Origin of the sequence: Lachnoanaerobaculum gingivalis (assembly GCF_003862475.1) — a bacterium.
GTDB lineage: Bacteria > Bacillota > Clostridia > Lachnospirales > Lachnospiraceae > Lachnoanaerobaculum > Lachnoanaerobaculum gingivalis.
Genome location: NZ_RRCO01000001.1, coordinates 595702 through 612759 on the forward strand (window position 1 = coordinate 595702; position 17058 = coordinate 612759).

Here is a 17058-nt window from a genome sequence, read left to right on the forward strand (position 1 = left end):
ATTTTACTTTATACAGCCGTTTGGCTAAGGAGGTTAACATGAAAAATTTTATGGATCAGGATTTCTTACTTGATACACCAACAGCAAAGCATCTTTATCATGACTATGCTGAGAAGATGCCTATAGTTGACTATCACTGTCATATAAATCCACAGGAGATTTATGAAGATAAAAAATTTGATAATATCACTCAGGTATGGCTTGGAGGCGACCATTACAAATGGCGTCAGATCAGATCAAACGGTGTGGATGAAAAACTTATAACAGGCAGTGAATCATCGGACAGAGAAAAGTTTGATGCATGGGCCGCTACATTACCTAAGCTTATAGGTAATCCGCTTTATAATTGGTCACATCTTGAGCTTCAAAAGTATTTCGGCTTTGAAGGTCATCTAAACCCTGAAAGTGCGGATGAGGTTTGGAATCTCACAAAAGAAAAACTTGCTACAGATGAATTAAGTGTAAGAAATATTATCAGAAATTCAAATGTTAAAGTTATATGTACTACAGACGATCCTATAGATTCTCTTGAATGGCATATCAAACTTAAAGAAATCAAAGACCTTGGATTTAAAGTACTTCCGGCATGGAGACCTGATAAGGCTACAAATATTGAAAAGCCCGATTTTGCGGAATATATTGCAAAGCTCTCCGAGGTAAGCGGTGTATCTGTAAAAGACTTTGCATCTCTTAAGGAAGCATTGAAGAACAGATTGGAGTTTTTCCACGGCAACGGTTGCTCTGTATCAGATCATGGTGTTGACTTTGTATATTATGCTCCTGCAAGTGAGAATGAAGTTGATGCCATTTTAAAGAAAAAACTTGCAGGCGAGGATGTAAGCCTTACAGAGCAGTACAAGTTTAAAACCGCTCTCTTACTTGCACTCGGAAAAGAATATCACAGATTAAACTGGGTAATGCAGCTTCACTTCGGTTGCAAGAGAAACAATAATACAGCAATGTTTAATAAGCTCGGTCCCGATACAGGATTTGATGCTATAAGCGGATATGCTCCTGCAGATCAGCTTGCAGATTTTTTAAATGCTTTAAATATAACAGGTGAGCTTCCAAAAACAATACTCTATTCACTAAATCCTAATGATGATGCAGCCATCGGTACAATCATCGGATGCTTCCAGAATTCAAGCATTGCCGGAAAAGTTCAGCAGGGTTCTGCATGGTGGTTCAATGATCACTATGAGGGTATGAGAGCTCAGATGAAGTCTTTGGCCGCTCTCGGTTGCTTAGGAAACTTTAACGGTATGCTCACAGACTCACGTTCATTCCTTTCATATACAAGACATGAGTACTTCAGAAGAATACTTTGCCAGCTTATAGGAGAATGGGTTGAAAGCGGACAATATCCAAATGATGAAAAGGCATTAAAAGAGCTTGTTGAAAATATCTCCTACAATAATGCGGTAAAATATTTCGGATTTTAACTGTTAAGGATATAAAAAATTTTTATTTATTATAGCTTTTCCTTTTAAAATTTGAGTAATAAAAAAATAGTAAAATCTCTGATATATCCCGAACTTTTTGGTACATATCAGAGATTTACTTTTTCATTATATTGTATTGCTCTTATAATGTTTAAACTAGCTGCGGTTATTTATGTATTCTTTCCTTAATCTATCACCTATACCGCTGCTTTGAACCTGATGAATAAGTTTTGCATGTGGAAAAGGTATGGCTCTAATCTCTTTATCATACTCTATAATTTCTCCCTTTTCATTAAATAGCGGACGCCCGTCTATTTTGCCTGACCTTACAAATTCCAGCCAATCTTTTTGTATTAAAACAGTTGCTCTTTTGTTTTCATTAGTTATATATATATTCATTTTATCTATAGTTCCAAAGAAAAAAGCCAGTTCCGCACCACGGTATGAGCCACGAAGTCCGTTATATAAATTAGGTATATAGTTCATCCTGTATCCGTATACAGGCGATTTCTTTCCAATCGTTTCCATAAGAAATAATGCACTCGAATGAAATACAAGAAGTTCCATAATTTGAATCTGTAAATCTACAATGCCCTCCGCTTCCACTTTAAGTTCAGTTTCAAGATTTTTAGCAAACTCTCCATATCTTTTCATCAGATTTTCCTTTAAATCTTTCTTTTTCTTCGTTATCCCAAGAGCTTTATAGTACATCGGTAATTCTATCATAGAAAACTCATCTTTATTTGAGCCTATCAATACAGGCATACAAGGAAACTCGCCTTGTTCAAGCAATTTCATTGGATGTTCTGTAAAAAACTTTCCGTCAACAATGTCATTTTGCCCACCTTTCAGCTTTATCATTTCCTTAATTGAAAGTTTTTTCAAATCTTCAAGTCCGCTCAAATGATTTTTTGACAGCATATTTTTGTACGCATTTTTTGCATAATCAAGTTCTGACAGTATAGGAACATTACCGGCACACAAAATCAATTTATGAAATAATTTATTACTTACAGGATTCAGGTAATGGTAAAGAGCTGCAACAGCACCGCCACAATGTCCCATAAGTGTAATATTGGTATTATCTCCGCCAAATGAACCTATATTATCATAAATCCAACTTAAGGCTGTTTGCTGGTCAAGATATGCAAGAGAAGCCCTTGTTTCTTTACTGTCAAAAACAGGCATATATCCGAAATTCCCTACCCTATAGGTAATTGTAACTGCCACAACCTCTTTTTCACCGATATGTTCCATTGTGTATATGGGAACGGTTCCTGAACCTTCTCCTCCACCATGTAAAAAAACAATCACCGGTTTCTTGTTGTCAAAATCATCAGTTGCCCATATATTCACTACAAATGCACTTTCACTCTGAACATCTTTTATCGGTTGAAACTCAGGTCGTAACATATGATGTTTCATAAAAACATTTAAAAACAGAGGGTATTTTCTCTGTGGAAAGCATAATGTTTCTTCTCTGTTAACAACTTTTTCCGATGAATATTCATCTTTACCGATAATTTTTGCGTACTCCAATCTTTCCCCTCGTGCATAAGGTACGCTTGGTATAGCATATACCGCTCTACTATCTTCAGTCTTCCCCACTACCCTTGCATATACTTTCCCAATATCTGTCTGTAATATCTCCATTTATATCTCTACAATCCTCTTAGAGCCCTCCTCTATGATAACAGCCTGTGAATTATTGATAGGGCATATATCCAAGTTGTTAAATTGTTCTAAAATTTTTTCAGTTATTTTCTTAAAAGGAGCTGTAAGATAATGCGGTAAAACATAGAAATTTATTAAACTCAATCCTCCATCATCTGTAAGTGAATAATCACTCGGCTTTTCATCCATCATTTCAATATATTTTATATCCGGAGCACATACTATAGCTCCGGCAGATTCTCCAATAAATAATTTACCCTTATTCAACTCTTCTTTCAGCAGTTTATCCACTCCATTTTTCCTAAGCTGCTCTAAAAGGAAAAATGAATTTCCTCCTGTAAAATAAATTATATCAGCATCATTAAATTCCGCTTCTAAACTTGCATAATCCTCTTTTGAAATATCCATCTCTGTAAGTACCGCTCCAAGCTTTTTAAAAATCTTTCTTGCCGAACCTACATACCCCTTATATTCCTCATAAATAGAAGCTGTAGGTATAAATAATACCTTTTTCATCTCTATTTCTTCTTTTATCAAACTTCCAACGCTTGAAAAATGCGAACACAAAAATAATTTCATAGATTTACCTCATATTTTATTAATTTTCACTCAGATAAAGAGTATTTCACAAGGGCAAAACTCTTGTAAATTCTAATATTACCCTACTGACCATCTGCCTTATCTGTACTCTTTGATACAAAAAAAGTCTGACCACAGTCAGACTTTAAAAATAGCGACGGGGAGATTCGAACTCTCGACACTACGGGTATGAACCGTATGCTCTAGCCAACTGAGCTACATCGCCATATATGTTCATGCTTTGCATGAAAAATGGGACCTACAGGGCTCGAACCTGTGACCCTCTGCTTGTAAGGCAGATGCTCTCCCAGCTGAGCTAAGATCCCGTTGCGTTCAACGCTATGTAAGTATATAAAATAATGTCTTTATTGTCAAGTATTATTTAAAACTTTTCAAAGAAAATTTATAAGCCATGTTACAGTTCAGGTCATTTCTATACAGAACAATTTTTAAAGAATAATGCGACCTCAGTACTTTGGTTATTTAATCCCAAATATCAAAAAAGACCGAATCATACGAATACCGGTCTTCCTTAAAACTCTATAATTTCCAGTTTGCAGCCCTTTCTCTTGCCTTTATAAATGCAGAATAAATTCCCTCCTGATTTATCAAATCATCATGCTTACCCTCTTGAACCAGTCTACCGTCATCAATCACCAAAATCTGATCTGCTTTTCTTACGGTGGAAAGTCTATGTGCTATTGAAATCACCGTATGCCCTTTGGATAATTCCTCAATAGCCGCCAAAATCTCATATTCATTTTCAGGATCAACGGAGCTTGTGGCTTCATCTAAAAGAATAACAGGTGCATTTTTAAGTAATGCTCTGGCAATGGAAATTCTTTGTTTTTCTCCGCCTGAGAGAGAACTGCCTCCTTCACCTACCATTGTATTGTACCCTTTTGGAAGTTCCATAATAAAATCATGGCAATGAGCTCTTTTGGCGGCTTCCACTACTTCTTCATGACTTGCATGCGCTTTTGCAAATCGGATATTATTTTCTATAGTATCATGGAAAAGATATACCTGCTGGAAAACAAGTGAAAGATTTTTAAGTAAAGTTTCAACTTTGTAATCCCGTATATCCTTATTTCCCAGTTTTATTTTACCGCTTTCAACATCATAAAAACGAGATATCAAATTAATAATTGTAGTTTTTCCGGAGCCTGACGGCCCTACGATAGCTGTCTTTGAACCTTGCGCAATGGTAAATGAAAGATCCTTTAATACAGGATTTCTCTTATCATAACTAAAGCTTACTTTATCAAAGACAATATCTTGGTTTTCCACAACTTCCAAATTTCCGTCACTTATCTCAGGGATATCTAAGACATCATCTAAATACTTCATATTTGCAGGATTTTTAACCATCAAAATGGACGCATTTTCAAGTTGTTTTAATCCTCCAAAAATCATAAAACCGGCTGCTGAAACAGTGAGTGCCTGTGGTAATAAAATCTCACCCTTAGTATAAAGATAACAGGAAAACAGTGTAACAAGCAAACTTGAAAGATTGATAACCGTAGAAAAAATTCTGCTATAAATAACAAAAACAATCTCAAAATGCACTTGAGCAAGTCTGAGCTCCTCCGAAGAATTTTTTAATTTAGAATGAATTTCTTCCACAACTCCCTTATCTGCAAGAGGGAAGCTTCTAAGTACTGAAACTCCGCTGATACTGTCAATAAGGGCATCTCCCAATTTGGTAATAGCGGCGTGTTCACGCGCAATCTCTTTTTTTGCCTGATTTACCATCAGAAATACAAAAAGCCAAATAATAATCAAGCAAACTACTGTTAAGATTCCGATTTTAGTATTTACTCCAAACATTCCCATCAAAAGGAAAAATGATATTGAAATACCCGAAAAAGTAAAGTCTATGCTCATTGTAGAGTAATTTTCAAGGCTCTTCATAACATTGGTAAATGCCGACATAATTCTTGACAGGCTTTGTTCCGCAAAATATCCCATGGGAGCCTTTTTTAATTTTTCACCTACTGCAAGTCTGTAATCCTTAAAAATACCGAAGAAAACACCGTCGCTAAGCCCGCTTTTTGCCCAACCTGTCAGAAAATAGAAAAGAAAGGAAGCAAAAAGCACTACGAAAATCGCAAGAATATGCTTACCGGTAGTTTCATTCATCCATCCGAATGCAAGAAAGAGGGCAAAAAATCCGAATAACATTGAAGCATTTTGTAAAAAAACAAGCAATATTCCAACTTTTAGGCGGTCTTTATATTTTCCTGCCAGTTTAAATGATAATTTTATAAACTCCATATCTACTCCTCTCCCAAGTATTGTTTCCAAAGACTTGCATATAGCGGTTCTTTCATCAGCTCATCATGTTTGCCCTTAGCTTTAATTTTACCCTTATCAATCAGGATAATTTGATTTGCCTGTTTAATTGTATTTAATCTATGAGCAACTATCACAAGATTTTTCCCCTTTACGAGATTTGATATTGCTTCTTGAATAAGTGCTTCATTTTCTGGATCTGCGTAGGCAGTTGCCTCATCCAAAATAATTGTTGATGCCGGTTTTAGAATCGCTCTGGCAAGAGTTATCCTCTGCCTTTCACCTCCCGACATTGCACCTCCTGCCTCCCCCGCTTTAGTATTATACCCATCCGGCAGCTTACTTATAAACTCATGGCAATGTGCAGCTTTTGCCGCCGCAATAATTTCATCTTCAGTAGCGTCCGGTTTTCCGATACGAATATTATCCCTGATACTCACATCAAATAAGAAATTATCTTGTGAAACGAAAGAAATCTCTTCGGCAAGCTGCCTGAAAGAAATATTTTTTGTATCCACACCGCCTATAGAAATTCTACCTGATGACTGATCCCAAAAGCCTGCCAAAAGTTTTGCTATTGTGGATTTTCCACCACCTGAAGGTCCGACAATTGCAGTCACCTCTCCCGGTTTTGTTTTAAATGAAATATTATGTAATACCTCTGTTCCGTCATGATAAGAAAAACTTATATTATCAAATTCTATTCCCTTACTATTGTCTATAACAGCTTTATTTTTTTCATCAGGTCGTTTTTGTACAGGCATATCCAGCAATTCCTGTATGGATACCCATGTATTTGAAGCCATTTGGAAAAGTTCAAAACTCATTATTATTCCAAAAGCCTGTGGAAGAATGGCAATCGGCAAAATAAGCGCCAAAAGCAAAGTTTCAATACTTATTTGATTCCTGCCGTAAAGATAAAAAGCTAAAGGCATACTCGCTAACTGAGGAGTCATCATTGCCGCAGTCATCAACGCCTTACCGAACCAACTTTGCTTCCACCATTTCATTGTAGAGAAATGATAAAATTTTACCGCATCTGCAAATTTGCCATATGATGCCTTATCCTGTGCAAAAGCTTTAATTACCGGAATTCCATGCACATATTCCGCACTTCTGTCGGCAACATTTGCATAGCTTGATAACCACACAGCCATCCTGCTTCGATATTTGTACATCATCGTAATCATACCGATAAGAGCAATAGGTACAGGTACAAATATTGACAGTCCTATGCGCCAATCCAGGAAAAATAAAATAATCACACAAAGTATTGGATGCAACATTCTGCTTGGCAGCTCCGGCATAAGATGTGCCACCCAGTCTTCCATATCCGCAACCCTATCCATTATAATGACCTTAATTTTACCTACCGGATTATCCACCAGATACCCCATTGGAATTACCTTTAACTTCTCGAATAAAGTTTGCCTCAACTTTGCGAGTATATAAAATGATGTTTTATGTGAGATGGTTGTGCTAAATCCTGTGAAAATAAAGTAAAGAAACAATGAACCTATTGCCAAAAAAGCATATTTCATTAATATATCAAAGCCGACCACATTGCCGCCGGCATTTTTTATCAACCACCCGGCAGCAAAAGCACTGAAAAAATAAGTGGAAAAACTAAATAGCTCTCCTATACAGGCAAAAACAACGGAAAGTCGCATCCTCCCCTTATACTCGGGAGCTATACCCATAAGCGCTTTGTTTAGACCGCCCATGCTGATTTTAGGTTGTTTTTCACTTTTCTCAACATCACTTTCAATACGCTGCATTATTTCATCCGGAACATCAAGGTTTAAACTCTCCACCTCTTTTATCAGATCTTCATTTTGCTTTGTCTTCTTACTGTCTAAAGCAGAGTCAAGCACTTCATCATTATATCTTTTTTGTTTCATTAATTTATCCCTTCCGGTTAGTATATACTAACCCGCGGTTAAAACATTACATATACTCAATGCACAAAAGTTTCCAAAACTATTCGTATTTATTGTAACTCTATTTTTAGTTAGCGTCAACTAACTCTTTTGTTACTAGCTTTGTATTTCAAAATCAACCTTGCTTTATCAGGTTCGACTGAAAGAACTGTTTATTTAGTGCATGAAAAAAGGGGCTGTCGGGAAATACTGAATTTTAATCCCTACAGAACTAAATAGAAATATCCTGACAAATACAAGGCATTTTGGCTTTGTGACTTTGTCAGGATATTTTGTTTTTCTATTATACTGTCTATTTTTGGGCATAAAAACCCCTTGGCTGAAATTTTACTTTTGCATTTTTTACTATGCTGTTTTCTCCTGTGCTTTCCCTTCAAATTTCTTTAGTTTTGCGTAGAGAAAACGATGATATTTATTTATATTTCTTCCTATTGCAAAAAGCATAAATTCTTTATATACCTTATCTGAAGAACGATAGTTAAAGCGTCGGAAATCTTCATTTTCTTTAATATCTCCAAAATGACCTTCTGTTTGAATAGAGCGTGTCTGTCGTTTCAGAATACCTTTTTCACTCTGTATGTTAGCATGTGACTTCTCTCGAAGCTCTTCCCATACTTCATTGATCTTCATCACTTTGTTCTTATCAACATCTTTATCAGGATTATATTTGTATAAGCATTTAGACTTATGTTCACATCCACTACAGTCTGAACATCCATATACTTCATATGTTTGTGTATAACCATTCTGTTCTTTCTTTTCAGTGTTGATATGTCTCAGTTCACGACCGTCATGACAGATATAGACTTGTTCATCCTCAAATACCATTGTCTTCATGTTGTAGTATTTACCTATATCTTTACTGTATGCTCTTGTTTTTCTTTTCTCATGATCCTGCAGTTTTATATAACTGTCTATCTTATTTTCTTTTAGATATAAGAGATTTTTCTCACTACAATAACCGCTGTCTGCTGTCACTTCTTCAAGTACTTCTCCAAATGCTTCCTTATGCTTTTCAAGGACCGGAATTAATGTATTATAATCTGTACGATCATTACTTACATAACTATGTACAATAAAATAATTCTCTACTGCTATCTGTACATTGTATGCCGGCTTTAGCTGCCCATTCAGCATATGATCTTCCTTCATTCGCATAAAGGTTGCTTCCAAATCAGTTTTGGAATAGCTGTTTCTATCTTTCCCCATAATCTCAAAGCATTCTTTATAGTGCATTAATCGCTGTCCACAATGTTCAAGTTCTTCATAGAGTTGTTGAAGTTTTGGCTTTCTCTTGCCATTTCCGTTAACAAATGCAATACCTTCTCCGTCAGCAATTGTCATAAGATTTTTCTGGAGCTTAAGTATTTCAAGAGGAGAGCAGTTATCAATCTCTATAATACGGTTATTAGATAGCTTTTTATGTTTTGTAATCTTTCTTTTTCTGTTCTTTTCAATAATATCTCTAACTTTATCAATCCCATCAATCACAAACATTTGTGCATTTCCAAACTCGTACTTTTCACCAAATCCATTATCTTGTAAAAAAGAATTATAGTCTGAATAAAGCTTGTCTATAGAATCAAGCAGACCTGCAAGATGATAATTAATGCTTCCACGCCATACAAAAGTATAACGATTAGCATTAGCTTCTATTTTCGTTCCATCAATAAACAACTCTTTTAATGTTACAAATCCTTCTTTTTGTAATCGTCTCATAAACTGATAGTTTAAGTCATCCAGGATACCTGAAGTAAGTTTCTTACTTTTAAAATCATAAAAAGCATCTCTTTTAGGCTTCCTCCCTTGAGTAAGCCAGATAAAAGCAATATCTCTTTCACATAAATCCACAATACGATCAATAGAGCGTATTCCTCGCATATTTGCATAAGTAATAACTGCATACATCATGATCGGGTTGTACCCTGTTCTTCCCTTGTCCGAACAATTGGCTAACAGTCCGGAAAAATCTAAATCCTCCATAACTTTTTTTAGGGTATAGACTGGATCGTCATTGGGTAAACTCAATTCATATAAGCTAAAGTTGATTTTCTGTTGACCTATTTCAAAAAAGTCGTTATAATAATTAACTGTGAGCATAGTTACATTATAACATGTAACGGAGAAAGATGGTTGTCGTTAGCCATCTTTTTTTATGTAAAAATTTAGGGAGGAGTGACTCATCATGAGTTACTCCTCCCTCTTTTATGGCTGTCATTTCCCGACAGCCCCTTTTAAAACAATTATTTGAGGACATAATCATTTATGTTTAATAAACACTAAATCTAATATATTAATCATTTAATCCGAACGCACTTGCTCTGTCCATTTGATGAAAATACATTCTTATAGACTTTACTATATCATTCTTAGTTTGTCTTGAAGATATAGGATTCCTTCCATATATTGTCCTATACATATCCTTAAGCTCTGCCAGAGTATATTTCTTTTCAATTTCGGCATAATCTTCATCACTAAATAAAGCCTCTATGTCTTTGACCGTGTAAGTATTATTATTGTACTCTGTTGTTTTTTTTCTCTTTGATGCAAAGCATTTCTTAATATTCATTTTATTCACTTTTGATAATGCCTTTAATAAGGCATCCGGATCCTTGACTAATATTGATATATATCCCTTTTGAGGATTATCATTTTCATTCAAGTATGTTATTACCTTTTCCAAATCCTTTATTTGATCTGTATCTATCATGGAGCTACCTGCATTTTTTTAACTCTATTCAGCACATTCTTGGCTAAATCTTCAAAATCTTTTCTGACTTTTGATACTTCTCCCACTTCTGTAGATCTTGCAATATCTATAAAGTTATTAACTTCTGTCTCAAATATAGTTGTCTCTATATTTTCTCTTAATAATGCCTCCCTAAATTCTTTATCCGCAGAATCATAATTGACCTGCTTCCTTATCAAATTATAGAATATTCCAATCAATTCAGGTTCTTTACCAAAATAATGTTTGAACAATATACTGTCATCATTTGAATTACCACAATACTTTTTATAAGTTTCCTTAACTGTCTTTATATAATGTATTACACCATTTGTACTTATGCTATCAAGCACTGTAGGTATTAAATAATAATCAGACATTAAAAATGCCGATTGAGTTATAAGATTGCTTGATGGCGGGCAATCTATCAATATATAATCAAAGTCGTTCTTTAATGTATCTATATAGTCTTTAAGTATTGATAAATATTCAATTCTATCTTCCATATCAATAGCAAGAACATCCAAACCTATGCCTTTTCTATAGAAAAGACTTGTAGGTATAAAACTGTAGTTGTTAGCTTTCTTCACTACTGTATCAGTAAATTTTAAATTCAAACTTGGATACCTTTTAATTCTCTTTATTGATAAATCAAATATATAATTAAGTGTTTCACAATCCGGTATCCTATCCAAACTCTCTAAAGTGGAATGGCGTAAAACTTGAATTTCACTTAAAGAGCTTTGTGGATCTAAATCTATAGTTAGAACTCTTTCATCAAAATCTGCAAAATATTTTGCTAAGTTTAAAGTAGTTGTGGTTTTCCCCACCCCTCCCTTATAATTTCCAATAAAAATTATCTTGCACATATTATTTACCTCCTAATTAAACCCATACAGCTTATTTGCAATCTTATATCCCGCTACGGCAATACCTTTTCCCACTTTGCCCGGCAGATTCATAGTCTGACCGAGAACACCATATCGTATTCTCCTATAAAGTCTTGGATTGTGATCCTTCAGATAATCCCAAAGTTCTTTCTTCTTTTGCATATTCTCCTCACTCTTTGAGCGAATAGCAAGTATGGAAGATATTACCATCATTATCTCAAGATAGCTTATAAGATACTTTCTAAGCTTTTTATTTGCAACATCATAAGGATCGAATGAATCAAGCATGATTTTAGTAACTCTTATCTGCTGATCTATTCTTCCGATCATTATCTGCTCATTTACAGATTGATCCTCTCTTCCGATATAGTATCTGTAAAGATTTACATCCATATAATAAATATCCTTTACCGCCTTCAAAGGCTGATATACAAAGATATTATCCACATAGAATGTATGCTTAGGAAGGTCAAGTTTATTCTCTATAAGAAGCTCTCTTTTGTATATTACGGAGTGCATAAGAATATACTGCCCTGTATGGAAAGGCTTGATATCCTCCCATTCAAACTTCTTGTTTATAGGTAAGTTTCTCTTATAAGTCATTACCTTTTTCTTCTTTGCACCGTCCTTATCATAAACAAAGTTGCAAAGAAGCATATCAATATTTTCCTTATCTCTTATAAACTCTTTAAGCTTATTGAGTACTTCCAAAAATGACTTTTCATCCAAATAATCATCTGAATCCACCACTTTAAAAAACTCGCCTGTAGCGGCTCTAAGTCCAAACATCACGGCATCACCATGACCTCCGTTTTCCTTGTGGATTGCTTTGCAGATATTAGGATATTTTTTCTCATACTCATCCGCTATTTCAGCTGTATTGTCCTTAGATGAGCCGTCATTTACTATCAATATCTCTACATCTTCCTTACCTACCAGCAAAGAATCAATGCACTTTCTCATATATGCCGCCGAATTAAAGCATGGCACCGCTATACTCAAAACTTTCATTACTCAACCTTTCTGTTTATAAAATATATTGTACCTATTAAAGCAAATATTATACTGATTGCCACAGTTATCAACAAAATTCCTATATTTTCTTCATTCTCACCCAACTTGGCATAAATTGAAACAATTGTATTTCCACTCATATGTATGAATATAGGAATTAAAATACTCTTTGTTTTGTGATAGGCAAATCCGAGGAATATACCCAGAAGTGTAGCATATATACCCTGAACTATATTTCCATGGTAAATACCGAATAACAAAGATGATATAAGTAAACCTGCCACGAAATTATATTGATGCTTAATTCTGTTAAAAATCAAACCTCTGAATATTATTTCCTCAACTATCGGTATCAATATTCCGGCACATATTATTGTGACAATAAGCGGATTACTTGTAATCGTATCGCTGACTTCCACAAATGCCGTATCCTTACCTGCCATATTTGTCAATGCTATAACGATATTTAATGCAATTGAAACGCCTGCACCGCCTACAATGGCCATAACAAAATCCATTGCTTTAATTTGACCGCGCTTTTCAATTCTGCCGTTCTTAACATCAATATTGAAAAAGAGACTTAGAACTACAGAAGTAACCACTGCACATATCGCAGTAATAACAAGTGCATTTGCCTTTAAAACATCCATCATCGCATTAAAATCGCGAGCTCCCTCAAGGAAACCAAACAGTACTGCAAGAAACATTCCCAAAGAAGACTGAATGGCCGTATAAATAAGTATAGGATAAAAACTTATCCCAAATGTATAAAAAAATTTCTTCATTCTCTTAGTATATCCTATATCAATTAATAAGCCAATAAAAATTGTATTAAAATTAATTTATCACTAAAAAATGTCCGATATTACCGGACATTTTAAAACAAAAATTTTATTCACTTCTTAGTGCATCTATCGGATTTAGGCTTGCAGCTCTCATAGCCGGCATATATCCGAATATAAGTCCAATTGCTACAGATACGCTGAATGAAATTATAACTGCATTTAAATTGGCAGGTGATGAAATATTCATAAATCTGCCTATAGTAGGGCTGGCAATACAACCCAATACAATTCCCAGCGAACCTCCCAGTGTACTCGTAACCAAAGCCTCTATGACAAACTGTTGCAGTATAACACCTCTTCTGGCTCCAAGCGCTTTTCTGATACCTATTTCTCTCGTTCTCTCAGTAACGGATACCAACATGATATTCATAACTCCCACACCTGCAACAAGAAGTGAAATACCGGCAATAGCTCCTATAATAGTACTCATAAGTGCAAGCTGTGTATTAATTTCCCCAAGCATCTGACTCATAGATTGAACAAAATATGTTTCTTTTTGAGTATAGATAGTTTTTAGAAAATCCTTTAAAAGCTCCACCGCCTGATTGCTCACCTGAGTATTTACCGTAGCAAAAATATAATAATCAGGTACTGAAGTTCCGTTTAACTGTCCTGCTGTGGAATAAGGCATAAATGCAAAGTCATCACTTCCCCTTGCCGACAACTGTGTTTTATCCTGTCTTTGTACCACACCTACGACAGTAAATGCCGAACCGTTTATCTTTACAGTCTCTCCTATTGCCGCCTTTGGCGAACCGAAAAGCTTACTTGCCACATAGTAACCTATTACAACCACCTTTTGTCTGGATACCATATCCGCATAAGATAAAAATCTTCCTTTTTCCAATTTATAATTCTTTAGTTTACCATAGTACTCACTTACACCTGTAACTGTGGTGGTGGTGGTTTTTTCACTTCCCACCTTTATAGTTCCGCTAACGCTGACCTGTGGAGTCATTTCCGAAAATACATCCCTATGCTCATTGAAAAAATCATACATCTGATCGACGGATGCCTGTCTTGAAGGCATATTTACCAAATTCACAGTGATAGTATTTGCTCCCATATCCATAAAGGATTTAATCATATTATTCATATATCCCATCATTACACTGACAAGTATAACAACTGCCGATACACCGATAATAAGTCCCAGCATTGTAAGGAACGATCTCATTTTATTTGCAATAATACTTTTTATTGCCAGTTTAAACGATTGCAGCATACTCCTCACTACTTCCATCAAAATTTATTTTGCCATCAGCTATTCTGATAACTCTCTTCGCCTCCAGCGCAATTGCATTATCATGGGTAATCATAATAACGGTATTTCCCTCTTCATGGATTTTCTTAAAAAAATCCAAAACCTGACGGCTGGTCTTTGAATCCAGGGCACCTGTAGGCTCATCTGCCAAAATCAGTGAAGGATTTGCAGCCAGAGCTCTTGCAATACTCACTCTTTGCTGCTGTCCTCCTGAAAGCTGATTGGGCATCTGCTTTGCCTTTTCGGCAAGTCCCACCTTTTCAAGTGCCTCCATTGCCCTCTTTTCTCTTTCATGATTTGAAACATGCGCATATAAAAGCGGCAGTTCCACATTTTCCAAGAGATTCATTCTGGGCAAAAGATTGTATTGCTGAAAAACAAATCCTATCATCTTATTTCTGATATCGGCAAGTTGATTGTCACTAAGCTTTCCGACATCTTTTCCGCCCAAAAGATATTTACCTGATGTAGGCACGTCCAAAGCCCCTATAATATTCATAAGAGTGGATTTACCGGATCCCGACTTACCCACAATTGCAACAAACTCTCCCTTGTCTATATCAAGAGTTACACCGTCATTGGCACAAACAATCTCATCGCCCATTTTATATTCTTTTCGAATATCTGTCATTTGGATAAGTTTTTCCATTACTCTCCTCCGGCTCCTGCATCGGCACCGCCGGCATCGGCTCCGCCACCGTTCGCTCCTCCGGCTGTATCGGCTCCGCCTCCTTCTGCAGGTGCGCCTTCTCCGCCCATGCCGTCCATTCCGTTTGTTCCCGTATCCATACTTGCGCTATCGTCCACATAGACCTCATCACCTTCATTAAGTCCTGATGTGATCTGTACAAAATCCGCATTTATAACTCCGGTAGTTACTGTAACCTCTTTAAAACCTGCGGGGATAAGACCGTCTCCGCTTGAAGCCGCACCACTTGCATCTGCACTTGCACTCTGTGTTGCTGATGTATCTCTTACATAGACCTTATTTCCTCTCATAAGAGCACCTGAAGGTATTGTAAGTGCATCCTTTGCAGACTCAAGTGTAATATATCCGTCCACATTCATTCCCGGTAAAAGATTATAAGTCTCATCAAGTGTTATTGTAACAGGATAGGTTGATACACCGTTTTGGCTTGTACTCTCAAGGCTGATATTGGTAACCGTTCCCGAATATTCCTGATCCGGGAAAGCATCCGACTTTATTCTTACCTTCTGTCCGTTTTGAACCTTTGTAATATCCTTCTCATCCACACTCATTTTAAATGTATATGAGCTCATATCGTAAATAACAGCCATATTGGTAGCCTTGTTGTTTCCGCTTGAGCCCACCTTATCTCCAACCTTATAGTTCTTTGATATAACTTTTCCGGAAATAGGTGATTTAATAGTATACTCGTCATAGGTTTTCTTTGCAGTGTCAACACCCTTTTGTGCCGCATCCACATTTCCCTGTGCGGTATCTACAGCATCCTTATAAGTTTTTAAAAGTTTCTCTGCGGACTCTGCAGTCATCTTAAAAATAGGTGTTCCGACTTCTACATAATCACCTACATTCACCAATACACTTTCTATCTGTACACCTTCAGCCAGGTCTGCACTCATATCAACATTTGTTGTAGCCTCAAAAGTACCGTCTCCTGTAGAAGTAATATTTCCGACTGTAGCATTTGCAGTTGTCTTATCTGTAAGTCCTCCAGGATTACTTACTTCGAACGTAACATTACGAACAAGTCTTCCTCCGTCCATTGTCTGATCCATACTTGATATGGAAATTACTTTTCCCTCTATCTGCTCTCCTGTTTCCGTAAGAGTCAAAGTTCCTGTCATTCCCGCCTGAATATTCTGTGCCTCCATACTTAGGAAAGGAATACGAATATTCATCACAGTATCATTATATATGGTGGCAAGCTTTGTACCTCCGCTTATCTTATCTCCTGCCTGAATACTCAACTCCTTGATATAGCCCTTTCTTGTAGAGCGATACAGATTACCGGAAAAATCCGCCTTTGCTTTTGCAAGGTCTTTGTTGGCCGTAGCATATCCGGTATTTGCTTTACTAAGAGAATTATTTGAGGAATTTATATCAGATTCAAGACTTGACTTATCTATTTGATAGAGTACCTGGTCCTTATTAACCATATCACCTATCTCAAAGTCCGCCGAGATAATATCTCCAGATACAAGCGCAGTTATATTATAAGTGTCCTTAGGTGTTATAGTACCTGAAGAGGATATCTCTGAAGAGATATCCTGCTTTGATGCTATTGCTGTAGATACAAATGTACTCTTGTCAATATTTACAGCCTGCCTTGATTTCATAAAGAAAAATCCACCTACGCCAATGGCTATAATTGCAGGTATAATAATAAATTTTTTCTTCATTT

Annotated in this window: 13 protein-coding genes and 2 tRNA genes; 1 reads left to right on the plus strand and 14 read right to left on the minus strand. The window is 36.0% G+C overall.

The genetic code is table 11. The features are described 5' to 3' along the window. Positions 1-38 precede the first annotated feature (38 nt). Complete coding sequence (gene uxaC, locus EHV10_RS02715) at positions 39-1442, plus strand: glucuronate isomerase (protein WP_128673299.1); 1404 nt, start codon at positions 39-41, stop codon at positions 1440-1442. Positions 1443-1598: 156 nt separating this feature from the next. Here the strand turns inward: uxaC and EHV10_RS02720 are convergent, their stop codons facing one another. From EHV10_RS02720 to EHV10_RS02785, 14 genes are all read right to left on the minus strand, one after another. Beyond that, a complete protein-coding gene (locus tag EHV10_RS02720; RefSeq protein WP_128673300.1) occupies positions 1599-3095 on the minus strand; it encodes a carboxylesterase family protein in 1497 nt (498 codons plus the stop codon). Beyond that, positions 3096-3695 (minus strand): Type 1 glutamine amidotransferase-like domain-containing protein, encoded by a 600-nt coding sequence (locus EHV10_RS02725; RefSeq protein WP_128673301.1) that lies wholly within the window; start codon positions 3693-3695, stop codon positions 3096-3098. It lies immediately after the preceding gene. A 152-nt stretch (positions 3696-3847) separates the two neighbouring features. Continuing rightward, a tRNA-Met gene (locus tag EHV10_RS02730) sits at positions 3848-3921 on the minus strand. Between the two features lie 27 nt (positions 3922-3948). Then, positions 3949-4021 (minus strand) — tRNA-Val (locus tag EHV10_RS02735). Between the two features lie 214 nt (positions 4022-4235). Beyond that, positions 4236-5972, minus strand: coding sequence for an ABC transporter ATP-binding protein (locus EHV10_RS02740; RefSeq protein ID WP_128673302.1), 1737 nt, complete (start codon positions 5970-5972; stop codon positions 4236-4238). Positions 5973-5974: 2 nt separating this feature from the next. Then, on the minus strand, positions 5975-7891 hold the full coding sequence (locus EHV10_RS02745; RefSeq protein WP_128673303.1) for an ABC transporter ATP-binding protein: 1917 nt from the start codon (positions 7889-7891) through the stop codon (positions 5975-5977). A 384-nt stretch (positions 7892-8275) separates the two neighbouring features. Continuing rightward, positions 8276-10030 (minus strand): IS1182 family transposase, encoded by a 1755-nt coding sequence (locus tag EHV10_RS02750; RefSeq protein WP_128673304.1) that lies wholly within the window; start codon positions 10028-10030, stop codon positions 8276-8278. 193 nt (positions 10031-10223) lie between these two features. Beyond that, the gene (locus EHV10_RS02755; RefSeq protein ID WP_128673305.1) at positions 10224-10640 is read right to left on the minus strand and encodes a hypothetical protein; all 417 of its coding nucleotides are present in this window, start codon (positions 10638-10640) and stop codon (positions 10224-10226) included. After that, positions 10637-11527, minus strand: a complete 891-nt coding sequence (locus tag EHV10_RS02760) for a ParA family protein (protein ID WP_128673306.1) — start codon at positions 11525-11527, stop codon at positions 10637-10639. Before EHV10_RS02760 ends, EHV10_RS02755 begins: the two co-directional genes overlap by 4 nt. A gap of 12 nt (positions 11528-11539) precedes the next feature. Continuing rightward, positions 11540-12559 (minus strand): glycosyltransferase family 2 protein, encoded by a 1020-nt coding sequence (locus tag EHV10_RS02765; protein WP_128673307.1) that lies wholly within the window; start codon positions 12557-12559, stop codon positions 11540-11542. Next, the gene (locus EHV10_RS02770) at positions 12559-13347 is read right to left on the minus strand and encodes a CPBP family intramembrane glutamic endopeptidase (protein ID WP_128673308.1); all 789 of its coding nucleotides are present in this window, start codon (positions 13345-13347) and stop codon (positions 12559-12561) included. The genes EHV10_RS02765 and EHV10_RS02770 overlap by 1 nt, the downstream gene beginning before the upstream one ends. A gap of 106 nt (positions 13348-13453) precedes the next feature. Continuing rightward, positions 13454-14632 carry an ABC transporter permease gene (locus EHV10_RS02775; RefSeq protein WP_007595870.1) on the minus strand — a complete coding sequence of 393 codons (1179 nt, stop codon included), beginning with the start codon at positions 14630-14632 and terminating at the stop codon, positions 13454-13456. Further along, entirely contained in the window at positions 14616-15320 is a 705-nt protein-coding gene (locus EHV10_RS02780; protein ID WP_128673309.1) for an ABC transporter ATP-binding protein, read from the minus strand. The genes EHV10_RS02775 and EHV10_RS02780 overlap by 17 nt, the downstream gene beginning before the upstream one ends. Continuing rightward, entirely contained in the window at positions 15320-17056 is a 1737-nt protein-coding gene (locus tag EHV10_RS02785) for an efflux RND transporter periplasmic adaptor subunit (RefSeq protein WP_128673310.1), read from the minus strand. Before EHV10_RS02785 ends, EHV10_RS02780 begins: the two co-directional genes overlap by 1 nt. Between the last annotated feature and the right edge of the window lie 2 nt (positions 17057-17058).